The organism is Grimontia marina, assembly GCF_900060185.1.
Classification (GTDB): domain Bacteria; phylum Pseudomonadota; class Gammaproteobacteria; order Enterobacterales; family Vibrionaceae; genus Enterovibrio; species Enterovibrio marinus.
Genome location: NZ_FIZY01000011.1, coordinates 15,734 through 38,472, shown reverse-complemented (window position 1 = coordinate 38,472; position 22,739 = coordinate 15,734). Strand labels below are relative to the sequence as shown.

General features: G+C 46.0%; 23 protein-coding genes. 19 read left to right on the top strand and 4 right to left on the bottom strand.

The window, feature by feature from the left end; all coding sequences use genetic code 11:
• Positions 1–70 precede the first annotated feature (70 nt).
• The 17 genes from GMA8713_RS07765 to GMA8713_RS07685 all read left to right on the top strand — a co-directional run bounded on the left by GMA8713_RS07765 (position 71) and on the right by GMA8713_RS07685 (position 14,959).
• Positions 71–496 carry a YeeE/YedE family protein gene (locus GMA8713_RS07765; protein WP_062707502.1) on the top strand — a complete coding sequence of 142 codons (426 nt, stop codon included), beginning with the start codon at positions 71–73 and terminating at the stop codon, positions 494–496.
• 11 nt (positions 497–507) lie between these two features.
• The gene (locus GMA8713_RS07760; protein ID WP_062707499.1) at positions 508–954 is read left to right on the top strand and encodes a YeeE/YedE family protein; all 447 of its coding nucleotides are present in this window, start codon (positions 508–510) and stop codon (positions 952–954) included.
• A gap of 644 nt (positions 955–1,598) precedes the next feature.
• Positions 1,599–1,796: a Flp family type IVb pilin gene (locus tag GMA8713_RS07755; RefSeq protein WP_062707496.1), complete on the top strand. Its 198-nt coding sequence runs from the start codon at positions 1,599–1,601 to the stop codon at positions 1,794–1,796.
• 463 nt (positions 1,797–2,259) lie between these two features.
• Entirely contained in the window at positions 2,260–3,033 is a 774-nt protein-coding gene (cpaB, locus tag GMA8713_RS07750; RefSeq protein WP_062707493.1) for a Flp pilus assembly protein CpaB, read from the top strand.
• Between the two features lie 98 nt (positions 3,034–3,131).
• Positions 3,132–4,403, top strand: coding sequence for a type II and III secretion system protein family protein (locus GMA8713_RS07745; protein ID WP_422615195.1), 1,272 nt, complete (start codon positions 3,132–3,134; stop codon positions 4,401–4,403).
• Positions 4,400–4,933: a hypothetical protein gene (locus GMA8713_RS07740; RefSeq protein ID WP_062707487.1), complete on the top strand. Its 534-nt coding sequence runs from the start codon at positions 4,400–4,402 to the stop codon at positions 4,931–4,933. The genes GMA8713_RS07745 and GMA8713_RS07740 overlap by 4 nt, the downstream gene beginning before the upstream one ends.
• 11 nt (positions 4,934–4,944) lie before the next feature.
• Positions 4,945–6,207 (top strand): CpaE/TadZ family protein, encoded by a 1,263-nt coding sequence (locus GMA8713_RS07735; protein WP_062707482.1) that lies wholly within the window; start codon positions 4,945–4,947, stop codon positions 6,205–6,207.
• A gap of 6 nt (positions 6,208–6,213) precedes the next feature.
• Entirely contained in the window at positions 6,214–7,491 is a 1,278-nt protein-coding gene (locus GMA8713_RS07730) for a TadA family conjugal transfer-associated ATPase (protein WP_062707479.1), read from the top strand.
• Entirely contained in the window at positions 7,488–8,414 is a 927-nt protein-coding gene (locus GMA8713_RS07725) for a type II secretion system F family protein (protein ID WP_062707476.1), read from the top strand. Before GMA8713_RS07730 ends, GMA8713_RS07725 begins: the two co-directional genes overlap by 4 nt.
• A complete protein-coding gene (locus GMA8713_RS07720; RefSeq protein WP_062707473.1) occupies positions 8,414–9,286 on the top strand; it encodes a type II secretion system F family protein in 873 nt (290 codons plus the stop codon). The genes GMA8713_RS07725 and GMA8713_RS07720 overlap by 1 nt, the downstream gene beginning before the upstream one ends.
• Positions 9,286–10,629 carry a tetratricopeptide repeat protein gene (locus GMA8713_RS07715; RefSeq protein WP_062707470.1) on the top strand — a complete coding sequence of 448 codons (1,344 nt, stop codon included), beginning with the start codon at positions 9,286–9,288 and terminating at the stop codon, positions 10,627–10,629. Before GMA8713_RS07720 ends, GMA8713_RS07715 begins: the two co-directional genes overlap by 1 nt.
• A 28-nt stretch (positions 10,630–10,657) precedes the next feature.
• On the top strand, positions 10,658–11,116 hold the full coding sequence (locus GMA8713_RS07710) for a TadE/TadG family type IV pilus assembly protein (protein ID WP_232314390.1): 459 nt from the start codon (positions 10,658–10,660) through the stop codon (positions 11,114–11,116).
• Entirely contained in the window at positions 11,097–11,651 is a 555-nt protein-coding gene (gene tadF / locus GMA8713_RS07705) for a tight adherence pilus pseudopilin TadF (protein WP_084387678.1), read from the top strand. Before GMA8713_RS07710 ends, tadF begins: the two co-directional genes overlap by 20 nt.
• A gap of 9 nt (positions 11,652–11,660) precedes the next feature.
• Positions 11,661–13,013: a TadE/TadG family type IV pilus assembly protein gene (locus GMA8713_RS07700; RefSeq protein WP_062707462.1), complete on the top strand. Its 1,353-nt coding sequence runs from the start codon at positions 11,661–11,663 to the stop codon at positions 13,011–13,013.
• Positions 13,014–13,023: 10 nt separating this feature from the next.
• Positions 13,024–13,698, top strand: coding sequence for an OmpA family protein (locus tag GMA8713_RS07695; RefSeq protein ID WP_062707459.1), 675 nt, complete (start codon positions 13,024–13,026; stop codon positions 13,696–13,698).
• A gap of 79 nt (positions 13,699–13,777) precedes the next feature.
• Positions 13,778–14,023 (top strand): Rho-binding antiterminator, encoded by a 246-nt coding sequence (locus tag GMA8713_RS07690; protein ID WP_198159475.1) that lies wholly within the window; start codon positions 13,778–13,780, stop codon positions 14,021–14,023.
• Positions 14,024–14,128: 105 nt separating this feature from the next.
• Positions 14,129–14,959: a MurR/RpiR family transcriptional regulator gene (locus tag GMA8713_RS07685; RefSeq protein ID WP_062707451.1), complete on the top strand. Its 831-nt coding sequence runs from the start codon at positions 14,129–14,131 to the stop codon at positions 14,957–14,959.
• Position 14,960: 1 nt separating this feature from the next.
• Here the strand turns inward: GMA8713_RS07685 and GMA8713_RS07680 are convergent, their stop codons facing one another.
• The 4 genes from GMA8713_RS07680 to GMA8713_RS07665 all read right to left on the bottom strand — a co-directional run bounded on the left by GMA8713_RS07680 (position 14,961) and on the right by GMA8713_RS07665 (position 21,211).
• Positions 14,961–15,737 (bottom strand): sulfite exporter TauE/SafE family protein, encoded by a 777-nt coding sequence (locus GMA8713_RS07680; protein WP_062707749.1) that lies wholly within the window; start codon positions 15,735–15,737, stop codon positions 14,961–14,963.
• Positions 15,738–16,010: 273 nt separating this feature from the next.
• Complete coding sequence (locus GMA8713_RS07675; protein ID WP_062707448.1) at positions 16,011–19,637, bottom strand: sarcosine oxidase subunit alpha family protein; 3,627 nt, start codon at positions 19,635–19,637, stop codon at positions 16,011–16,013.
• On the bottom strand, positions 19,634–19,930 hold the full coding sequence (locus tag GMA8713_RS07670) for a sarcosine oxidase subunit delta (RefSeq protein ID WP_062707445.1): 297 nt from the start codon (positions 19,928–19,930) through the stop codon (positions 19,634–19,636). The genes GMA8713_RS07675 and GMA8713_RS07670 overlap by 4 nt, the downstream gene beginning before the upstream one ends.
• 30 nt (positions 19,931–19,960) lie before the next feature.
• Entirely contained in the window at positions 19,961–21,211 is a 1,251-nt protein-coding gene (locus GMA8713_RS07665) for a sarcosine oxidase subunit beta family protein (RefSeq protein WP_062707442.1), read from the bottom strand.
• Between the two features lie 266 nt (positions 21,212–21,477).
• Between GMA8713_RS07665 and fdhD the strand changes: the two genes are divergently transcribed.
• Together fdhD and GMA8713_RS07655 are read left to right on the top strand one after the other, a co-directional pair.
• Positions 21,478–22,305 (top strand): formate dehydrogenase accessory sulfurtransferase FdhD, encoded by an 828-nt coding sequence (gene fdhD, locus GMA8713_RS07660; protein WP_062707440.1) that lies wholly within the window; start codon positions 21,478–21,480, stop codon positions 22,303–22,305.
• A gap of 93 nt (positions 22,306–22,398) precedes the next feature.
• Positions 22,399–22,692 carry a hypothetical protein gene (locus tag GMA8713_RS07655; protein WP_062707437.1) on the top strand — a complete coding sequence of 98 codons (294 nt, stop codon included), beginning with the start codon at positions 22,399–22,401 and terminating at the stop codon, positions 22,690–22,692.
• Positions 22,693–22,739: the final 47 nt, after the last annotated feature.

Genomic DNA, 22,739 nt, shown 5'->3' with positions numbered 1-22,739 from the left:
ACTCCATTAGAATTTTAAGTATTGGCAGTCACAGAAATTGCGGCAAGTACATTGAAATTCGGGAGTGTTTATGACGTTTCAGATTCCGTGGGATGCACTGCTGGGCGGTGTGCTACTTGGCCTATCCGGTTTGATTCTTTTGGCGCTAAATGGTCGCATTGCTGGGATTAGCAGCATCATGGGAGGTGTGATTAAGCCAAAGAAATTAGGTATTTCATGGCAATTATTGTTTCTTGGCGGCATGATAGCAGCGGGCTTGATCGCTCCAGTAAGTGGTTTTGACTATCCCGATTTTTCATCAGTATCAGAAGAGACTTCCCCTCTTTTCATCATCTCAGCCGGCCTATTCGTCGGTGTTGGAACCACACTAGCCAATGGCTGTACAAGCGGCCACGGAATATGCGGCATAGGTCGCCTCTCCAGGCGTTCTATTGTGGCCACACTTACTTTCATGGCAGCTGCGTCTGTCACTGTATTTGCCCGTCTGCACCTGTAAGGAAGGTCATTATGCTAATTAGACTTGTTTCGTTGTTTTCTGGCTTTCTTTTTGGGTTAGGGATGATGATTTCCGGTATGATCAATCCTGCTAGAGTTATCGGGTTTTTAGACGTATTTGGGCAATGGGATCCGAGTTTGGCTTTTGTTATGGGTGGTGCGGTATTAGTGTTTGCGCCTAGTTACTTCCTGTTCCTTCGCCATCAATCCAAACCAGTATTGGCAACTGAATTTTCCATCAGTAATAAACAGCAAATTGATAAAAAACTGGTTAGCGGTTCTCTCCTTTTTGGTATTGGTTGGGGAATGGCGGGCATCTGCCCTGGGCCCGCAGTCACTGCACTTGGTTCAGGATCGGGGAAGGTTCTCCTTTTTGTCGCCAGTATGGCCCTCGGCATATATCTGGTTAACACTTACTCTGACAAGAAAACCAAGTTGTCCTATCAAGTTCAGGGATAACATTAAAATCCTTCAAAATCGCTGGGTGGTATTTAATTTCAACAGGCGTTGTTCCATCTCCACCTCCGCTCAAAAATTGATCAGAATCAATAAGCTAAGTCTTTTTATTCACTTTTCTGCTCAAAAAATATTCATAATTCACACCTAATACAATTCTAATCTAATGGAAAATTTGTCTACATTAAAAGTCATTATGTATAATCAACACTGCACTTAAATATGTTTTCTCTCACATATTTATCAAACTAATTGCAATAAAGACATAATATTTAACATTTCCCTGACGAAAATATTCGTGACTAAAGTCAAACAAAGTAAAAATTTATAACTGCTCTTATATGGTTTAATCATTAGACAAGAAAACTTGTTTCATATTTATTTTTGAGACTTTAATCATATTTTAACTTTATTTATATTCAACATGATAACTATTCAACAGAGATACAACCCTGCCCACATGTCTCATTATTGATTTTCTGGATCATTATTGACATGATAAGTTTATGAGCCTAGGTAGATTAATTTTTATATCAGATATATCTTATCTATCGGCTTTGGTTATTTTAGTGAAGTTTTTACGTTTCCATTTACCACTAAAAATAATGAAAGTTAGAATTCACATACTATATAAATGGAGTTGTCTCATGTTTCTTTCAAAGATCGCAAAACGCTTCGGGCGTGACGAACGAGGTGTAACCTCAATTGAGTATGCTGTAATCGGTGTAGCTATCTCTGCACTCGTTGTTGCTGTTTTTTCCAACAGTGGGACCTTGAAAACGACGTTAGACAAAGCTCTGACGAACATAGCAGCTAACATAGAAAGTGCCAACAAGACCAATTAATTAGCTAACAATTATAGCAACTTAATCTAGTATCGCCGTGTTGGATTTAATCTTGGTAGCCAGCTCCACCTGTATCGTGTTCACTGACGTATTGTGGAGAAAGATAAGTAACCTCACAGTTGTGTGCATACTTATAACATGTGTTTTGCTTGTCCTGACTGATAGTAATTACTCATTCAATATCTCTCAATCTTTGATGGTATTGGTAACAGGGCTGGCTTTATTTTACTTTGGCGTTCTAGCTGCTGGTGATACTAAGTTGTTGTCGACATATATGCTTATCATTGACACAGAGTATTTTATATTTTGTATTGTGATGATTAGCTTCTTGGGGTTCATTACAGCAATAATCACTTGGTCAATCTATAAATTAAGGAAGGTTACCGATCCCACTGTGCCTTATGGAGTACCCATAGTGATGTCTTCTTTACTCTGTATTTATCTAACCAAACTGAGTTAAAGCATGAGCCAACGTCTTTTTTTCATTACCGCTATGTTGTCGATCAGTATTGGTGTGCTTGGCTTAAGTGGTGTATTTCAGACCCAACCATCTACAGCATCACCTGTCTCTCACATCTCCTATCAAGTTGCCCAACTCAAAGAGCCGCTCAAAAAGGGGCAGATACTAGAGAGTGGAAATTTTCGTTATTTTCGGATTAATGAGGAAACTGCCTTAGAAAAGGGGGTTTCTTACAACACGAATATCTCTATCAATCCCGGCATGATTGCTAAACGCAACATTTCGACAAAGGAATATTTATCCCAAAATGATTTTATCAATCCAGACGATCCCGGTTATGTCGATGCTGTGATCAAAGCTGGCATGACTCCCTATTCACTGACCATTGAAAAAAAGAAATTCATTGGTTCAGGTATCTCTGTTGGAGACAAGGTAGACATTATGATCTTGACGTCTGATGATCAAAATATTGGTGAGTCATCAAGGAATAAGTTTATTGAATCATTCAGGACACTTTCAGTTTCGCCTCTACTACAGAATGTGCGGATCTTAGCTATCGATGAGGAAAATGATGAACTATTGCCTCTGACCATAGAGTTAGACCGCGCGCAAGTCGCCAAAATGGTTATTGCTCGTCGTATCGGCATCCTAGAAGTCATCAAATCAACTGACAATTATTTAAAACCTTCACTTGGATTAAGTGCAGATACGCACGATGTCTTACCCAATTTTAAATCGGTCACAGAAATTCGCGGTCAACAAAAGGCCTTTAATTAGAGTGCAGGGATATGCTACACCTTCAGATTCTATTTGTTACTTTTTCGATCCTGCTTATCAGCACGCTTTATGACAGTAAAGTACAAGCTGCAACCATTATGAACTTGGGTGTTGGCGACGCAAGATCGCTTCAATTTGAGCAAGTTATCGGCACCGTATTCATCGCTGACCCAGAAACCGCAGATTATCAAGTGATCGATAATCACAAATTGGTGGTGTTTGGAAGAAAAATTGGGCAGACCTCATTAATTGTTTTTGGTGAAAATAGTAACACACTTTCAAATAGCAAAGTTGTTGTGAATAAAAGCCTTACCAAAGTAGAGCAGATCCTAAATTTGCACTATCCGAATATCAATATCTCTGTACAAAATTTGGGTGATCAAGTTGTTCTCTCCGGATTTGTTCCGACACAAAAAGAGAAAAATGACATTTACGCCATGGTTGGTGAGTTGCTCAAAAAGGATTTCACTGAAAAACGCCTGGAATGGAAAACAACAGACAACGAAAGTTACGACATTGACTTTATGGCGCGCCGTACTTACGAAGGTTTGCTAAATAATCTGGAAGTTAGCGTTTCCAAACAAGTCAACGTCAAACTCACTATTGCTGAAGTCAACAGCTCTCTTGTTAACGAACTAGGTATCAAATGGGGAACGATTCTAAGCGACGGTTTTGCCGGTAACGGGCAATTCTTCAGAGGAATTTCAGGACTAGGCGGAAGTGCGACCAATGTCGCAGCGTACATTTCTGCTATCAACGACGACACCGTTGGACAGGTACTTTCAGAGCCCAACATATCAGTGATTTCAGGCGAAACAGCAAGCTTTTTGGTGGGTGGTGAAATCCCTATTACCTATCGTGTAGATGATGGATACCGGATCCAATATAAGGAGTTCGGTATCGGCTTAGACCTCGCTGCAGAAGTCTTACGAGACGACAAAATCAAGCTATCCATTGTTCCCCAAGTTAGCTCTGTGGATTCTCAGTTTGGTGATGAGCTACTCGATATCCCTTCATTCAAGGTAAGGCGTGCCAGAACTACCCTGGAATTGGGTGACGGAGATAGCTTTGTATTGGCGGGGCTTCTGAGCACCGAAGATCAAGAAGCCCTCTCCAAAATCCCCTTTATCGGTGATGTACCTATCCTAGGCGCTTTTTTTCGCAATACGACAACGCAGCGCAGGAAAACTGAGTTAGTTATTGTCGCGACTGTTTCACTCGTTGAACCTATATCTTCTGGTAGCGTTCGCATCCCTTCGATGCAAAGAACGTCTACGCTATCCCGGTTTTTCGGCGTGAACCTCAACGCTTCACCGGAAGTTGCCCAATGGCAAGAGGAAATACTATCAACCGGAGGATTCAAAAAATGATCTCTTTAAGATTGTCTCTGATCACCAGCTTCACGGTTCTGGCTTTAGCCGCTTGTTCAACGAATTCACCGACAGTTGATGGTAGCCACTTGTCAGTCGCGCCAGTGAGTTACCAATACAGTATTTCCGTAAAAAAAGATGGCATTATGCGAGCGCGTGAAGAAATCGACGCTTATCTGCTCCTTAACCGCAAAGCCCTCTTGGTGTATGGCGCCAAGATATCTTGGAAAGGTAAACAGGGGCAAAAACTAGCCCAAAAAAGCTATCTTTGGCTAATTCGCCAAGGTTTATCGCCAGAAAAAGTTTCTCTACAAACGTCTTCAGGGCTAGAAATGGATAGCATCACAATATCTAGCCTGATATACCAAGTTCAAGCGCCATCATGCGACTACGTTATTATCTCAGGTGACAACCGAGGAAATGATGGTTGCACTGTCGAGACTATGCGTTGGGAGTCAATGGTTTATCCGGAGAGAAAGATATCGGGTCAATCTCAAATTTCCGGCGTATTGCCGCAGAATCCAATGTAAAGGGGTCGTCAATGTTAGATTTCGGCGATCTATTAAAGAAAGAACCAAAAGAAGCGCGAGGCTCATCAACATCCAAGAATGCTTTGGATACGATACAGTTTTATCGTTCAAATGAGTTACGTGTCTTAATTGAGGAGACTTTCCGTTTCGACGGATATGAGCCTCCACTTGCCCAACCTTACAAGTTCAAAGATGTCGCAGTTCAAGTTGAAGAAAATAAAGCCCAACTCGCCGTCATTGACCTACTGGGCTGTCCCGACACATTAAAAGAGTGCCGCCAACTGTCGGCGCGCCTGCCAACATCACTTTCAATTATCATCATTGGTAATGTTGACTCTATTTCAGTTGTGAGAGAACTCAAGTCTCTCGGTTTCTATTACCTTCTTTGGCCAGTAGACAAAGCCGATCTGGCGGAGTTCGTTCAGTCTGTTGTCTCTAGGCACATAGAAACATCATCCCTAAAAAACCGTCGTCGTGCTAAGCGAGTGGGGATTGTGGGAACAAGAGGTGGTGTTGGCGCGTCATTACTTACCGCTGAGCTCAGTTGGGTACTAACGAACGACAAACAAACTTCCTGCATGGTGGTCGACCACAACTACCTTTCAGGAAACCTCGATCTTCTCCTTGGCTTAAAAAATCCAGACAAGCGACGACTAACAGATACCGAAATAGGTACAGAATTAGACCACACTTCGGCCAAAAGCCTCGTTACTCGGATCTCCAACCGTTTGGATTACCTAGCTTTAGGGCTGAACAATCAAAGTTCATCGCACCTCTTCGAAACGAACGGTTTAGTCGTCTCTTATCTAACATCCGAAACCAATTTCATCTTGGATGATCTCTCTTCATCCGTGAGTTTCGACGTGCAGCCACATACTCTTCATCAAATGCTTGATGTAGCCATCATTGTGATGGAACCAACCATTTCCTGTTTACGCGAAACTTCCGCCATGTTGAATAAACTCGCCAAGCAAATTCAAGAAGCAGACAGACCAAAGATTTTCCGTACTCTTATAGTGTTAAACCAACATAGAGCGCCAAGATTTACCAGCGTGACGCAGGCTGAAATAGAAAAATATCTCAACAGACCTGTTGATATTGTGTTGCCATATGAAACAAAACTTGAGGAGTTTTTGGTGAGTGGCACGAATGCTGGTAGCACTAAATCCAAGTTTGCTGGGGAAGTTCGCCGTTTGTGCTCGCTTATTATTGGCGAAGATTTGGCACCCAAGCGAAAGTCACTTTTCTCTTTTTCTCGTTTTAGAGGTAAATAACTCTATATGCAGGGAACAAGAGACTTATATCGTTCTCTCCGCGAGAGAATATTTGATGCCATTGATGCGGAAGCCATTGCCTCATTAAAGCGTGAAGAGCTGCAGCAACAGTTAATTGAAGCCATCAACCTATTGGCCGATCAAGACAACGTCCCTATCAACAATGCGTTGCGAAGCGACTTCGTCCGAATGATGTACGATGAGCTTCGTGGTTTAGGGCCCATTCAGCCCTTGATCGAAGACGATACGATCTCAGACATCATGATCAATGGGCCATCTAACGTTTTCATTGAACGGAATGGCTTGGTGGAGAAATCTCCCATCACTTTCATTGACAGCCAACAACTTATTAATGTTGCTAAGCGGATCGCTGGGCGAGTGGGTCGTCGGGTGGACGAGTCTGTGCCAATGTGTGATGCGCGTTTGGAAGATGGTAGCCGGGTAAACATCGTACTCCCTCCAATCGCCATTGACGGTGCTTCCGTTTCCATCCGTAAATTTAAGAAGCAAAGCATCATGTTTGCAGATTTGGTTGAGTTTGGAGCCATGACTCCTGAACTTGCTAAATTGATGGTCATTGCTTCGCGATGCCGCGCAAACATCGTGATATCAGGAGGCACAGGCTCTGGTAAAACCACCATGATGAATGCTCTGTCTCACTATATTTCTGAAAAAGAGCGAGTCGTCACCATTGAGGACGCGGCAGAACTGAGATTGCAGCAACCCCATGTAGTCCGTCTTGAAACCCGCACAGCAGGCATAGAGGGTACCGGTGAAGTCAATCAACGCCAGCTGGTGATTAACGCTCTGCGTATGCGTCCAGACAGAATCATTATTGGTGAGTGTCGTGGTTCCGAAGCGTTTGAAATGCTCCAAGCAATGAATACCGGCCATGATGGTTCAATGACAACACTTCATGCCAACAACCCCCGCGATGCCATATCTCGTATCGAGAGTATGGTAATGATGGCAACGTCTTCACTGCCTTTGGAAGCGATTAGGCGAACAATAGTCAGTGCTATCGATGTCATCATCCAAATCAGTCGCCTTCATGATGGTAGCCGCAAGGTGCTGAGTATTAGTGAGGTCGTTGGCATGGAGGGCAACAACGTTGTCATGGAGGAGATCTTTCGTTTCGAACACCGCGGAATTAGTGAAAACGGGAAAGTACTTGGTGATTTTATCACCTCAGGCTTGCTTCAACGTTCGGTACTTTATGAAAAGGCCCGTTACTTCGGTTTAGATAAAGAACTGAGCAGTATCTTCAGCGGGAGACATTCATGATTGCTAACGCCATCTATTGTTTGCTCTTGGCATTTGGGCTTTACCTACTCCACAAACAAACCCGTCTCAAATCTCGCCGAGAAACTCTGTTAAGAGACAATAACCAGTTACCGGAAACCCAATTTTTAGAAAACCGCGCAGTCGACATGGATGCACTGACGCAGACCACCTATCCGCAAAGAGTGAAACGTGCCTTTGACAATGTGTTGGCTGATATTGGCCAGTTTGCATTTCTAAAAATCATCGTTTTCTATGCTGTTGTATCGATGCTTGGGGTATACGTATTGGGGACTTTGTTCCATTTTACGATGCTCACTAGCTTAGTCATTACTATCCCTCTTTCAACAGCACTGGGGCTAACGTACCTCAATAACCGTGCTCAAAAAGCTTTTGAGGATAGTTTTCCTGACGCTCTGAACATGATTGCCAGCTCAGTATCCGCTGGTGAGAGCCTACTACATGCCATCGTTTTTGTTGGTGGCAACCTTGACACCATTGTCGGTAAAGAATTCAAGCGTATGGGAGAGCGCTTAAACATGGGAGAGTCTACTGATGCCGTCTTCCGTAAAGCGTGTTTGCGGTTTCCCACACCATCGTTTCAATTCTTCGTTATCGCAATGCGCGTCAACGTCAATCGCGGCGGCCAATTACGAGAGGTTATATCCCGGTTGAATCGCGTTCTGTTTGACGCACGTTCTATCGAAATGAAAAAGCGGGCGATGACCGCAGAGGCGCGTATGTCAGCATATATTGTTTGCGCTATACCGTTCATTTTCCTTTTTTTCATTATGCGCATACTCAGCCCTGAAAACTATGATTTCGTGATGAATCATGAGGATGGTCGGCCACTACTCTATTACACCCTGATCAGCGAAGCGATTGGTATGGCAATTATCACTGGCCTAATGCGGAGCGTGAAGTAATGACGGGCATTTATATCGTTTTCTATACACTACTGATTTCCGTTGGTGCATCAATTATTCTGACTGGAATCTACGTTTCTTTTTACCGCCGTCATCGCCTCCGTCAAGTATTGGACATGAATGATGCCCCAGTAAAAAAATCAGCGTTGTCAGTCGCAGCTAGCCTCATTGCTAGCTACTTCGCTGGGACAAACAAGGCAATTGAAGAAAAGTTTATTGGCGCGGGATTCTATGACATTGCCCTGGCTCCCTATTACTTCCTTATAAAATATACCGTCTGCGGTGTAGGTACACTGATTATCCTTTTTTCGGGTGATACCTCTTTTAGCGAGGCAGCCACGTCAAAAGTTATTTCCTTGAGCATACTTGTTATCGCAGTCGTTATTGTGCCAGACCTTTACTTAGACATGCGCCGCAGAGCGTTATCAGCAAAGTTAACCAGAAAGCTGCCATACCTTCTTGATTTGATGGGCGTCTGTGTCCAAACGGGAATGACTATAGAGACAACGCTATTTTATCTCACTTCCGAAATGACAGCGTTTGATAGGGATATGGCATATATGCTCAAACGTCTTCGGGACAGGGCGCAAACAGTGGGTCTTGAGAAGGCGTTGAGAGAGTTATACGAAAGAGTACCCGCACCGGAAATGCGCAGCTTCGTCATGACACTCTCTCAAAGTATGCAGCACGGAACTTCGATATACGGAGTTCTTTCAACATTGGCGAAAGATATCCGTGAAATTCAACTGCTATCTCTGGAAGAGAAAGCAGGCAAGCTCGCGTCAAAAATGTCAGTCCCTCTGATTATTTTCATCATGATGCCAATTGTAATTCTTATTACCACACCTGGAATTATGAGGATGTTAGGTTAATGAAAGCCTCTGCTTATGTTTTTGCAGCCACCCTTATCGTAGGCTGTACCTCTTCTTCGCCTTCACAGTACGTGAAAGAAAATGGGGAAGATATTCTGATTAATTCTGGAAATTATTCAGCGCTTATAAAGCGCTATGAGAATCAGCTGCAAGATGACCCATCGGCCACCACCCGATTTAAGCTTGCTTCAGCACATTACAAGTTGGGAGATACAGAAGCCGCCACATTCCAGCTATCCCAAATATCACCAAGGGAGCTAGACAGCGCAGAACTTGCTCTTCTTCGTGCAAATGTTTTTCTTGATCAAGGTAAGCTGACGTTGGCCGAACAGCATGCGAATACAGCCATCCGTAAGAAAAAAGGGTTAGGCGAAGCACACAATCTCAAGGGACTAATTCTTGCAGAACAAGGAAAGTTCGCTGATGCAACCTTTGCTTTTGAAACGGCAAGAAAAAATCATTACAACGATGCGGCAATAAAAAATAACTTAGCGATGATGGCAATTTTGAAAGGTGACTACAATGAAGCCATCAGCATTCTAAGTCCGCTTGTCCAAGCCGGCCGAGCAGATGACAAAGCTAAAGCCAACCTTCTTCTTGCTTACGCAAAAGCGGGGAAGACACGTGCGTTCAGTCAATTGCTCGCAAACAGTCAAAATGACACTAATCTTGCCGAGAAGTTTACAGGGCTTCGAAACACAACCTTAAACATTAGTGCACTAACATATATTGATGAATCCACTCCCGCGTCAGTGGCATATCAAACCAAACCACCACAGCCGATTCAAACGCAAAAATTAAAGACAGAGGCTACCGCCAATATAGGAAAAGCTACAGATAAGCTTGAGGCCCCTCTCCTAACTGCGAATACCACGGCACACACCAGTAAAACTTCAAATGACCAAATGGCTAAGCTCCGAGCAAAGCTTGAAGAAGCAAATGCCAAGAATGCTCAACGCGCGCTTAAAGAGAAAAAACGAGCAGAGTTGCTGGCAGAAACCAAGAGAAAGCGTCAACTCGCTAAATCGCGTCGTTTGGTAACTCATGTCGAATATAAATCAACCGCCGAAGGCGAAGAGTATATTGCGACGTCTGATTTCCCAATGGGAAAAATCAATACAGAGTATTTAGAGAAACGCAGAAAATGGGTGTTTGACATTGAAGGCGCAAAAGACTTCACCACAAAACGGCGCCGATACTATAAAGAAGGTCCCGCCAAAAAATTGGTCCTAGGAGAGCATGAAAACTTTGTGCGTATCGTGCTAGAGATGAGGGACGACAAACAGGGGAACCCTGAAGTTTGGGTAGAGGGAAACAAACTGTTCATTCGATGGAAAGCTTAGAGATACGGAAATGCAAAATAAAAATAGTATGAACAGGCAACGTGGCGTCGTTGCTATCGAGTTCGTTCTGGGATTCATGGCCCTATTTTTTGTTCTGATTTTTTGGGTTGAGGTATGCGTTTTGGGCTTTATGTCATCGGCAATCGACTATGCCATTGCTGAATCATCTCGCAATGCCAGAACATCGGCTAACAGTGACTATAAAGACGTATTCATGCGTACGCTGAATGACAATGATAGTGCATGGGTTAAATTCCTTGACCGCAATAAATTCAATATCTCAGTCAGATATTACGAATCGTATAACCAGGCAACTAATCCTAGCAGTGAGGGTAGTGAAGAGCGAGAGGACAATCCAATTGCGCTCTATAGAGTAAGTTACGATTACTCATCCATATTTAACTGGGAAGGTGGTATACAGAACTTTACTTTAGCCCGCGAAGTCTTTGGTATTCAGGAGTTTGAGCGTGACCAGTTTAGCCAATAAACAACGCGGGGTATTCACCATAGAACTGGTCTTGGTTTTGATTGGTTTTAGTCTGATCTTAGTATTCACCATGGATGTGGTCGCTAAGCAATCCATTAAAGGAAAACTGGATAGGCTGTCCTATTCGCTAGCAAGCCTTATCAAAGAGCGCACCCAACTCTTTGACGGTGACGAAACGATCACCTACGACGAAGCCACAAAAGGCATGGATCTGGTTTCAAAGTCTCTCAAAGATACTATCGGCGATTTCGAAGCCTCACGATTAGGACTTTATATCGAGCAGCAGCAATTCGATGACAATAAGCAGCCAATCAGCCCAGTTGTTAATGTTCACCGCTTTAGTCTCGGTCAATATGCATGTCAGCCGGACACGGCGCTATCCGACATGACAGATATGTCTCCCATCACTCAGTTCGACAACAAACTTACGCTTTACCAAGTCACCATTTGCTATCGCTCAAAGAACTGGTATGGCGACATCGTCGGTGAAAAGTTCGAACGTGTCCGTTCCAATTCAATGTCATTTGGTCGCTAGGGAATAAAAATGAAATTCAGTTCACCAAAAAAGCAAAAAGGCATAGCCACTATTATTTTTGTGATTATGTACCCTTTATTCTTTAGTATTTTTGTTTTTTCTGTTGAATCAACGCGCTACTTGCAAACCCATGCAAGGCTTGGTGATGCGGTCGAAATGGCTTCGTTGGCTGTTGCCGCAAATGCATCCAAAGTCGAGAGCGAAAACAAAGAGCTTGCACAAAAAGTCACGAACGTTTTTGTTCCTGATGGCAAAATCGAACAATCAGATATTGCTATCGTCCGGAAAAGTTGTGATGAGATTTATGGTAACGATTGCGGTAAGCCAGGTGTCTATGACGAGGAAGGGCTAATATTTACAGAATACAAAGTCGTAATTAATGCCGATTTTGACTCTTGGTTTCCGCAAAATGACTATAACCTTGGCTATGACGAAGTCCAGGAAATGGGCAGCAAGGCAGTAGCCCGAAAATATCAAGGTTATACTATCGACGTTGCTTTTGTTGCAGATTTTTCTGGCTCAATGCTAGATGACTGGAGTGGAGATGATGACGATGACGAGTTTGCCAATATCAATACAAAATATGAAGGTGTTATCGAAGTTATTAAACGTGTAACAGAAAGGTTGGAGTCTTATAACGACTCTACCGAGCAAGAAATTAACGGCGAGCTGTTAGCCAATAAAGCTGCATTCGTTGGATATAACATGTACCCATATAATGGTTTCAATTTCTACAGCGACGTTCAGTATTTTAATAGTTCAGGAACGAGTTCTTGGCGTTGGTGGCAAAATATCCCAAACATCGACTATGGTTCGACGGTTGCTAATCCATTGGGGGGCACCCAAACTCTCATCTCTGATAGAGATCCAAATGACAACTCCACCTTCAGCACGTTAGCTCTCACTGATGATTTTCCAACTTTCCGTTCAATCATAGATGGATTCTATCCCAGTCACGGTACAGCCTCGTATGAAGGCATTATTAGTGCTGCAAAGATTGTTAACAATGGTGAAAATGTACGGAAATTGATCATCGTCTTGTCAGACGGAGCGGATTGGCATCCTGACTATGCTAATGACAGGCGCTACCCGGCCTACGCAGCACTTAGACTTTATAATGCCGGCCTTTGTGACAACATTATTAGTCGACTAGAGCAAAGACAGATTAATGGCCGCAACGTTGAAGCACGTATATTTATTATTGGTTTTGGCTATGACATCGACAGAAACCCGGGCCTTCAAACCTGTGCCGGTGCTGAGAATATTCAGTCTGCAAATTCATATCAGGATATTTATGATACGGTTCTTGAGCTTATCAGTGAAGAAGTTGGCCACCTTTACTACCGCCATTACGATAAATAACGGAGTATTTATGAAAGCCACCTTCACCCTCCCTGCGCTCATAATCGTATTGAACACTGTGGCGATGCCAACTCTCGCATCTAACGTATCCGCAACTGCCTTTGAGGACATATGTGCTGACAAGCAGACAGAAGTACGATTCAAAATCGATGTTGGCCAATCAACCGACGTGTTCTTCCATAAAGCGCATTACCTTCAACTTGAACGCCAAGACAATTCTTTTCCAACGACTCCCATCTTCATTGGTGCTTTAATGAACGCTGGTCTTAATAAAGAATGTGCGGAACTTTTGTTACGAGAAACACCAAGTGTTGAGCAGGGGACAAGCGGCCTGATTGCTAAAGTACACTTTGGGTTTGATAAGTCTTCACTGACACCAACAGGAAAGAAGATCCTGGCAGGTATAGTGGATTCCATCAAAACCTCATCAACACCACTTTCCATCACAGGCCATACAGACAGCGTAGGTTCGCACGCATATAACCTGACTCTGGGGCTAAAACGTGCTGAGTCTGTGGAAAGATATTTGGTTGATGCTGGTAGTGACAAGAAGCTCTTGAAAACAGTCTCAGCAGGTGAAACCAAGCCAGTGAAAAGCAACAAAAATGCGGCAGGTAGAACCGAAAACCGACGTGTAGAACTGGTGGCCTTGCCCTTATCTGATACCGAGAAAGCAACAAAGTAAAATTTGCGCAATGATCGGTAGCGAGTTTTCACTCTTTGGGTAAGACTGTTAATAAAGGACTCTGCGAGAGGAAATTGAGATGATCAAATGCGACGTCCATGACTATGTTGAAATCGCCTGTATGTTTCACTACCCCGTAAGATTAGAGTTTCACACAGGTGATCATAAAGAAGGCATTGCAAAAGATACCGCCAGAAATATAGAGAAAGAAGAGTGCATCGTATTAGATGTAGAGGGGGAAGACGTATTGGTTGTGCTTGATACCGTGGCCTCTATGAAAGCACTGGTAGATAATCCACATTTTAGTGAAGTCACGTTCAGCTAGTACCTCCCTGAGTTATACCCCATTAGGAAATGGAATAAAAATTCCATTTCCTATTTATCAACGGAACATTACACTTGCCATAGATGTGCACAATCAGGAAATGCTATGGCAACTGCAACTCACCTCGCTGAATTACAACAACAAATTCGTCATCGTTACCACGACCTGAGTAAACGACTTCAACAGGTAGCGCATTATGTATTGGATAATCCAAACAGCATTGCCTTTGATACTGTCGCTGTGATTGCTACACACGCCAATGTTCCCCCTTCTACACTCATCCGCTTTGCTAATGCTTTTGAATTCAGTGGCTTTAACGAAATGAAGCAACTGTTCCGCAAAAACCTCGTTGAGGAAACCAGCAGTTATACTGAGCGTGCCCGCCTTCTGCAAAACGCCCAAGGTGAAGAAAGAGAACTGGAAACGCCGTCTGACATTCTCCAACAATTTAGTCACGCCAATACCGTCGCGCTTCAAGAGCTTTCAAACGCCATTGCACCAGAGCAGTTGAACGCAGCCGTGGAACTATTGGAAAGTGCTGAGACGATTTATATCGTGGCAATGAGGCGTGCTTTCAGTATCGCCTCATACTTAGGTTATGCACTTCGTCATCTCGAACGCCGAGTTGTGATTGTCGACGGATTCGGCGCTATGTCGTCGGAACAGTTGGCACTGGTGGGTAATAAAGATGTCGTGATAGGTGCCAGCTTCTCCCCTTACTCTCCAGAAACGGTTGAGCTATGCGAATTTGCAGCCACGACAAAGGCCAAACAAATCATTTTTACCGACAGTCAGGTAAGCCCGTTGGCAGCAAACAGTGACGTCTGCTTTGTGATCAAAGAAGCGGAAGTGGAGTCGTTTCGTTCTCAAACTGCAACACTTTGTCTGGCACAGAGCCTGGCGGTATCACTGGCATTTACGCTCAGCCGGAAATAATTCAAAGAAGCCCGTTAATCCCATCCACAGAAAGTTTCAAACCTGATAGAAAAAGGAACAGATAGCAGAGCTGGTAAATGCGCGCCTGACTCACACGGTGCAAAAGCCTCACACCTAATACGACGCCCAAAGGCGCCAATGGCATCAGGATTAGAGCCGTTGATAGATTATTGGCATCGAATTCGCCCAAGGCCGCATAAGGGATCAATTTGACTACATTCAAAATAGCAAAAAACACCGCCATGGTTGCCACCAGCGAGACTTTCTCAAGCCGCAACGGCAGCAGGTAAATGCTAATCGGGCCACCACCTGCGTGAATTGTAGTGCTGGAAAAGCCACTAACGCCACCCCACATCGTCGCTGAAAGCGCATTGTTGCGTCCTCTGGCAGGGTTCGCTATTCCTAACAAGCTCAATAAATACTGACCACAAAACCATAACGACAATATGCCAATCGTTAGCTTCAACCCTGACTGAGAAACGGCCTGCATATACAATCCCGCTAGAACAACGCCCGCTAATGCTCCGGGCAGCATTTGCTTGATCACGAAATAGTCCGCATTGCGGTAGTGATACCGAACGGCAAACACGTCCATCACAAGAAGAATAGGTAGCAAGATAGCAGCAGCTTGAGTGGGCGCTATCGTCAAGGCCATCAAAGGCACCGCAATAATGCCCAGTGCGCCACCTAACCCGCCTTTGCCAATGCCATAAATCAGCACGGCAGGAATAGCCATCAGGTAAAACAAAGGGTCAGTGATAAAGTCCAAGTGCGCCATCTCGTTGTTGTTTAATACCCAAAAACCTGAAGATGCATGATTCAGCGAGTTTGACTGGCGTTGTGATCGCGGGGTTCCTTTGTAGGTGTAGTCACCTCCATCAAAAAGGAACAACAAAGAGCACGACGTCAGTCAACTCACCCGAAGGGAGGCCCTCAATGCGAGCAACTTCAGGTTGCTTGGGTATATAGACAATATCACTAATGCAGATGGGTAATGCGTCGCGCGGCTAAGAAAAACAAAGCCCGCAAGAAGCGGGCAATGAGTATTGAGTTAGCAGTCCAGCGCCAATCCGTATTCGTCGGCAGATTGCTGGATCCAGAGTGCGATATAATCGGCAAAACTCCGGCGCACAATCAGGTCAAAACAGTTTTCGCTGTGATGACGCATAAACACCTGTCCTTTCGCGAAAGATGTGCCCACACACTTACCCATGGTGAAGTGGCTACTATTCACATCGTAAGAAACAGACTTCTTCAACACGTCTTTAGCATGCGAGCCAGTCAGCGTTAGTAATGTCTGCCCGCCACTCACATCCGTGATTTGGAAATGCCCTGTCAACGCTTCCCGAAGTTTCTGCTCAATGGTACCTGCATCCTGAACAAAGCTGAGGATCAGCCACTCATCTGGCGATTGCCACCAAACCTGTAGCGAATCATTCACTGATGAGGTACAGGGCGAAACAGGAAGCGCCAGCCCCAACACACTTTCCACGGCGGCAGAGAACTCTGCAGTGGGCTCACCACGTAGCACTAGATGGCTGACACCATCGCGCTCATGCAAATGCACCCCCGGTGAAGATGGGTTCGACTTACCAAGATGATGCACAGGTGTACGTTTAATCGGCTCATAGTTTTCTGACAGTGCCAATACGTCATCTTCATGCGCATTTAATGGCTTTTCATTCTTAGTGTCGTAAAACACTGAGCTGCATATTTCCGCCTTGAGTGTTTTGCCATTGGCCAATGGGAAGTAAACATATTCCCCCATACGGTTGAGGCCATCTTTGATTAGGCCAAATGCAATGGAACGCCCCAATACCGCACTGTAGTAGGATGAGGAAACATGCCCAACCATGGTCATAGGAACTGGTTGGTCAGGGTTATCCACTGCCTGCGCCCCTTCTGGGATTACTTTGTGCGATTCCACGCATTTAAGACCCACCAGCTGTTTTCTGTCGGTACGGGAGGTGTCCTCCCGCGACCATGAACGACGTCCCAAGAAGCTGTAGGTTTTCTGTTTACCCGTTATCCAGCCCATATTGAGATCCTGCGGTGTCACCGATCCATCGGTATCCTGCCCGACAATGATAAAGCCTTTCTCCGCACGAAGAATGTGCATGGTTTCGGTGCCGTAAGGAGTGATGTTGTAGGCTTCCCCGGCTTTCATCACCTGCTCCCACACATAGAGGCCATAGTTGGCATTCACGTTAATTTCGAACGACAGTTCACCGGTGAAACTGATGCGGAAAACACGAGCATCCACGCCTGCCACTTTCATCGGCTTCCAGCTCATAAATGGCATGGCCTCTTCTGAGACATCTTCATCCCCAACCAACTGACGCAACACGTTGCGGCAGTTAGGACCAGAAATCGTCATGGTCGCCCATTGATCAGTCACACTGGTGAAATAAACTTCCAGCTCTGGCCATTCGGTCTGGTGCCACACTTCCAGCCATTGCAGCACGCCTGCTGCGCCGCCCGATGTGGTGGTCATGATGAAGTGAGAATCAGATATACATGACGTCACACCATCATCGAACACCATGCCGTCTTCGTGACACATTAGCCCATAGCGGCAGCGTCCCGGCGCCAGCTTGTCCCAACCGTTGGTATAGATACGGTTCAGAAATTCACGCACGTCTTTACCCTGAATGTCGATTTTTCCGAGCGTTGATGCATCCAGAATGCCGACACTTTCGCGGGTAGCCTTACACTCACGCGCCAAAGCTTCATCCATGGTTTCCCCGTTTTTTGGGTAGTACCAAGGGCGTTTCCATTGACCTACGTTTTCGAACAATGCCCCTTCTTTGACATGCCACTCGTGCATCGCGGTGTAACGCGCAGGATCGAATAGCTTGCCGACATGCTGCCCCGCCAGCGCGCCAAAGGTCACAGGCGTATACATAGGGCGGAAAATTGTGGTTCCGGTTTCCGCAATGGATTTGCCCATCGCATTGGCGGCAATCGCCATTCCATTGATGTTGCCCGTTTTACCCTGATCGGTACCAAAACCCATCGCGGTGTAACGCTTAATGTGCTCTATGGATTCGTAACCTTCCCGAACTGCCAGCTCAATACCTGCAGCTGTGACATCGTTCTGGAAATCAACGAACTGTTTTGGTGCTCGACTGACAGGTAAGCGATGGGGCACCAAATACATCGCCATGGCCGCATCAGCTTGCAGCGTATCGACAACCGGGACTGACATATCAGCCAGTTCAACCCCCAAAGCATCCGCAATAACCTTGGCTTTGGTTACCCCGTCCTGAATCACTTCAAGTAACGCACTCTGGCCATTGACCGACCCTGCGTAATCCATCCCTTCAACGGTATTTGAAGGCACAAAGCCAGCAATATCATCGCGCCAAGTTGGACGACCGCCCGTGTGACAACTGAGATGCAGCGCAGGGCTCCATCCGCCGCTGGTCGCCACTGTGTCGCAGCTAAGCACCTTGATTGCGCCATTGACGCTCTTTCCATCACGGTCGATTGGCGCAATTTCAGCTCCCGCAATATGGCTGCCACCTTGGAGGTTAGTGATGGCATGGCCATGCAATACAGGAATACCTAAAGCTTTGGCTTCTTTCACGCGGTCGCCATCTGAAAATGAGCGCGTGTCGACAATAGCCACCACTGTCTTACCACTGTTGTGCCACTCAATCGCAGTATCATAGGCTTCGTCATTGGTGGTCATAACTACCAGTTCATCACCGGGTACAACCGCATATCGACGAAGGTAAATCTGAACGGCCGATGCCAACATGCTCCCTGGCAAATCGTTGTTACCAAACACTAAAGGACGCTCAATCGCCCCTGTTGTCAGCAGGACATGTTCTGCACGGATATGATGGATGCGCTGGCGGACGCCGCTGACTTCATCGCCAAAATGATCGGTAAGCCTTTCCACAACACCCACAAAATTGTGGTCGTAATAGCCAAACGCGGTACTTCTTGGCAACAACATGAAGTTATGGTCAGCCTCCAACTGCTCCACGGTTTCGGCAACCCAGTCCGTCGCGGGATTACCATTTATACTTTCGCGACAATGCAGCAGGCTACCGCCAAATTCTGACTGTTCATCCACCAGAATCACACGCTGACCCAAACCCAGCAACCGTCTTGCCGCAGCCAGACCTGCAGCACCTCCGCCAACAATGAGTACTTCACAATGCTGATGCATGTGATCGTATTTGTCCGGATCGTTCGCACGTGGAATTTCTCCCAGACCCGCAGCCTTACGAATATATTTTTCGTATGTCGGCCAAAGAGATTCGGGGTACATAAAAGTCTTGTAGTAAAAACCGGCAGGCATCATTGCACCGCCAATTTTCCCGACCACCGACAGGAAGTCCTTATCAAGACTCGGCCAGGCATTCGCCACGCGAGCAGTTAAGCCATCATACAGTTCTGTCTGTGTCGCACGCTGATTTGGCAAAGAGGTTGCTTCATTAGAACCAAGCTGCAAAATCGCATTAGGCTCTTCCGCACCAGCGCCCAAAATGCCGCGTGGGCGGTGATATTTGAAGCTGCGTCCTACGACTTTTACACCATTGGCCAAAAGGGCAGAAGCTAACGTGTCTCCTTTATGCCCTTGATACGCCTTACCTTCAAAAGTAAAGGTGAGAGACGAGCTACGGTCGATACGTCCGCCTTCGTTTAAACGATTTACCTGACTCATTTACCTGCCTCCCCACTTTCCTCGGGAGCGGACTCACCGATTTTGTATACCGCTTCAATTTTGTAAGTCACTGTGTTGCGTTGCACGTTGAAGAACTTGCGACAGCCTGCGGCGTGATACCACATTTCACGATGGCTGCCTTTAATGTTCTTACGGTGGAACAGGTAATGTCCCCACTCTTTATCGCTTAAGGATTCCGGCTCCAGCGGGCGCACGATATGTGCCTCACCGCCATAGCTGAATTCGTCTTCTTCTCTGTATTCTTCACAGTAGGGGCAATAAATCCGTAGCATTTGCGTTCCTTTCCCTATGGTCTGTTGACCCTAATGCGCAACACCGGCAGCGCCGTGTTCGTCAATCAAATGACCCGTTACAAAACGGTTGAGGTTAAATGGTGCCGCGATGGGGTGCGGCGAATCATTCGCGATGGTGTGTGCAAATACGTGGCCTGAGCCCGGCGTGGCTTTAAAGCCACCAGTGCCCCAACCGCAGTTGAAGTAGAGCCCTTGAATGTCAGTCTTACTGATGATGGGACAAGCATCCGGGCAAGTATCGACAATCCCACCCCAGTGGCGGTTCATACGCACCCGGCTGAGGAATGGGAACATCTCAACGATCGCAGAAATAGTGTGTTCGATAACAGGGAAGGATCCACGTTGCCCAAACCCGTTATAGCTGTCGATACCTGCACCAATCACCAAGTCCCCCTTGTCCGACTGACTGATGTATCCATGAACAGCATTAGACATGATGACGGTGTCGATACATGGCTTCACAGGCTCAGAAACCATCGCCTGCAAGGGGTGGGATTCCAGCGGCATCGTCATTCCCGCCATGCGCGCCAACTCACCAGAGTTACCCGCGACGACACAGCCAACCTTTTCTCCACCAATAAAGCCACGTGAAGTTTCGACACCTTTCACCTTGCCTTCTTCAATGCGCAGACCTGTCACCTCCGTTTGCTGGATTAAATCTACGCCCAACTGGTCAGCAGCGCGGGCATATCCCCATGCAACGGCATCATGTCGAGCAACCCCGGCACGCGGCTGCCAACTGGCGCCCAGCACCGGGTAACGCGCATTATCGGAGCAATCGAGAAGCGGGACTAGCTCTTGAACACCTCTGGTATCCAGTACTTCACTGTCGATACCATTTAATCGGTTAGCGCTGACACGACGTTCAATGTCACGCATGTCTTGGAGGTTATGACCCAAGTTCAACACACCGCGCTGACTGAACATCAAGTTGAAGTTAAGCTCCTGTGAAAGGCCCTCCCAAAGTTTGAGTGAGTGCTCGTAAAGATGAGCAGCTTCATCCCAAAGGTAATTCGAACGCACAATCGTCGTATTACGCGCCGTATTACCACCACCGAGCCAGCCTTTTTCAATCACCGCGACATTCTTAACACCACATTCCTTCGCGAGATAGTAGGCCGTTGCAAGGCCATGACCACCGCCACCCACAATAATCACATCGTAAAGAGGTTTTGGCGTTGGGTTGTGCCAAGCACGCTGCCAGTTTTCATGGAAAGAGAGCGCGTGTTTGAACATCCCAAATCCTGAGTAATCTGTCATTCCATTGTCCTGAATTCCGAAAAATCTAACGCCGCCACCGAATTTGTCACGGCACTGAAAAGTGTAGTCTTTTCATTGCTATCAGGCGGAAAAACGCCACCGTATTTTAGGCATGGTAAAGGGGTGATCTCGGCAAGAAATGTGCAAATGCGCCCGCCCGAAATGCGTTTGCGACAAGTAGTGATGTCACCTTTTCACTCATAGGTTCTGCGCGGTAAACTGGATGGCGCTATGATTCGTGAGAAACCCACTATTCGGGGCAGAGAATGACCATTAGAAAAATAAAAGACAACGACACGCATCCGGATGCGCCACTTCCTCCGCACTCGTTGCATCACTACATCGATGACGCAAGTCAGGTCACATCGTTTGCTACCTTACCGACAGAAACTCCGCTTGCTATTGGTTACAACGGTGTCAGTCATGCTGTGATGATGGTAACACCACAGGATATTGAGGACTTCATCTACGGTTTTTCCTTCAGTGAACGGATAATACGTACCGGCAGCGAAATCCACGACATCAACATTCAGCATAGAAGTGATGCGCTGATAGCCGATGTTCAGCTTGCCAACCGTGCGCAAGCGAGGCTTTCCCTGACCAAACGGCACTTGGCTGGCCGCACTGGCTGCGGTATTTGCGGTACCGAGTCCCTCGACCATGCCATTCCCAAGCTCGAACCTTTACCTTACGTCGACACCTTAAGTAACGACAGCGTGTTGAAATTACGGGAATCACTCCGTCACTGGCAATCGCTAGGACATATCAGCGGTGCGATTCATGCGGCGATGTTGTTGGATGAAAAAGGTGACATTTTGCTGTGTCGCGAAGATATTGGCCGCCATAATGCATTGGATAAAACTCTGGGAACCGCACTTCGCAGTAAAGCACTGACACCGAATCTAGCTTTGCTGGTCACCAGCCGCTGCAGTATTGAGTTAGTACAGAAAGCGGTTTTATCCGGTGTAGGTACTCTCATCACTCTCGGCACACCAACCTCACTGGCGGTAAACACTGCGATTCAAGCCAACCTAAATCTCGTGCACCTCCCGCGACAGGATGCTCCTCGGTTTTACAACCGCGCTTCCCGCTAAGTGCCTCGCAGATTCAAACCTCGTAATGCAAAAACTCGATAGTTCGCTTTATTCTTCTGCATCAGAACCTTAGATAAGAATACGGGAACGAATATGGAACTCGACAGACGCTTTTATAGGTGGGGAGAAGAACGCCGCTACGGAAAGTTTTCCCACATCATCCGTACCGCGCTTTTTTTTAGCATCGTTCTGCTATCATCGCGCCTAACCACACTGTTTATCTACGAACCTGTATCCACCATTGATGTCTTCTTTATCCACTTCCCATCCCAATTGCTGATGATCATATTGGTATCAGCACTCCTTGGTACACTTGGATGGTACATAAAAGAGGCACGATACAAATCAAAAGCAAGACGCCGCGGTTTGCCCATCACATCGCTGTAACCCACGCAAAAAGTCCAAATTTAAAGGCAAGTGTCTTATCATCGCGT

Bases quoted from the DNA above. Each gene is read 5' to 3' on its own strand.
- GMA8713_RS07665 (WP_062707442.1), bottom strand. From the start codon at position 21,211: ATGACAGATTACTCAGGATTTGGGATGTTCAAACACGCGCTCTCTTTC.
- GMA8713_RS07690 (WP_198159475.1), top strand. From the start codon at position 13,778: ATGATCAAATGCGACGTCCATGACTATGTTGAAATCGCCTGTATGTTT.
- GMA8713_RS07735 (WP_062707482.1), top strand. From the start codon at position 4,945: ATGTTAGATTTCGGCGATCTATTAAAGAAAGAACCAAAAGAAGCGCGA.
- GMA8713_RS07710 (WP_232314390.1), top strand. From the start codon at position 10,658: ATGAACAGGCAACGTGGCGTCGTTGCTATCGAGTTCGTTCTGGGATTC.
- GMA8713_RS07670 (WP_062707445.1), bottom strand. From the start codon at position 19,930: ATGCTACGGATTTATTGCCCCTACTGTGAAGAATACAGAGAAGAAGAC.
- fdhD (WP_062707440.1), top strand. From the start codon at position 21,478: ATGACCATTAGAAAAATAAAAGACAACGACACGCATCCGGATGCGCCA.
- GMA8713_RS07755 (WP_062707496.1), top strand. From the start codon at position 1,599: ATGTTTCTTTCAAAGATCGCAAAACGCTTCGGGCGTGACGAACGAGGT.
- GMA8713_RS07720 (WP_062707473.1), top strand. From the start codon at position 8,414: ATGACGGGCATTTATATCGTTTTCTATACACTACTGATTTCCGTTGGT.
- GMA8713_RS07685 (WP_062707451.1), top strand. From the start codon at position 14,129: ATGGCAACTGCAACTCACCTCGCTGAATTACAACAACAAATTCGTCAT.
- GMA8713_RS07715 (WP_062707470.1), top strand. From the start codon at position 9,286: ATGAAAGCCTCTGCTTATGTTTTTGCAGCCACCCTTATCGTAGGCTGT.
- GMA8713_RS07675 (WP_062707448.1), bottom strand. From the start codon at position 19,637: ATGAGTCAGGTAAATCGTTTAAACGAAGGCGGACGTATCGACCGTAGC.
- GMA8713_RS07655 (WP_062707437.1), top strand. From the start codon at position 22,399: ATGGAACTCGACAGACGCTTTTATAGGTGGGGAGAAGAACGCCGCTAC.
- cpaB (WP_062707493.1), top strand. From the start codon at position 2,260: ATGAGCCAACGTCTTTTTTTCATTACCGCTATGTTGTCGATCAGTATT.
- GMA8713_RS07740 (WP_062707487.1), top strand. From the start codon at position 4,400: ATGATCTCTTTAAGATTGTCTCTGATCACCAGCTTCACGGTTCTGGCT.
- GMA8713_RS07765 (WP_062707502.1), top strand. From the start codon at position 71: ATGACGTTTCAGATTCCGTGGGATGCACTGCTGGGCGGTGTGCTACTT.
- GMA8713_RS07725 (WP_062707476.1), top strand. From the start codon at position 7,488: ATGATTGCTAACGCCATCTATTGTTTGCTCTTGGCATTTGGGCTTTAC.
- GMA8713_RS07680 (WP_062707749.1), bottom strand. From the start codon at position 15,737: ATGGCGCACTTGGACTTTATCACTGACCCTTTGTTTTACCTGATGGCT.
- GMA8713_RS07695 (WP_062707459.1), top strand. From the start codon at position 13,024: ATGAAAGCCACCTTCACCCTCCCTGCGCTCATAATCGTATTGAACACT.
- GMA8713_RS07730 (WP_062707479.1), top strand. From the start codon at position 6,214: ATGCAGGGAACAAGAGACTTATATCGTTCTCTCCGCGAGAGAATATTT.
- GMA8713_RS07760 (WP_062707499.1), top strand. From the start codon at position 508: ATGCTAATTAGACTTGTTTCGTTGTTTTCTGGCTTTCTTTTTGGGTTA.
- GMA8713_RS07700 (WP_062707462.1), top strand. From the start codon at position 11,661: ATGAAATTCAGTTCACCAAAAAAGCAAAAAGGCATAGCCACTATTATT.
- GMA8713_RS07745 (WP_422615195.1), top strand. From the start codon at position 3,132: ATGAACTTGGGTGTTGGCGACGCAAGATCGCTTCAATTTGAGCAAGTT.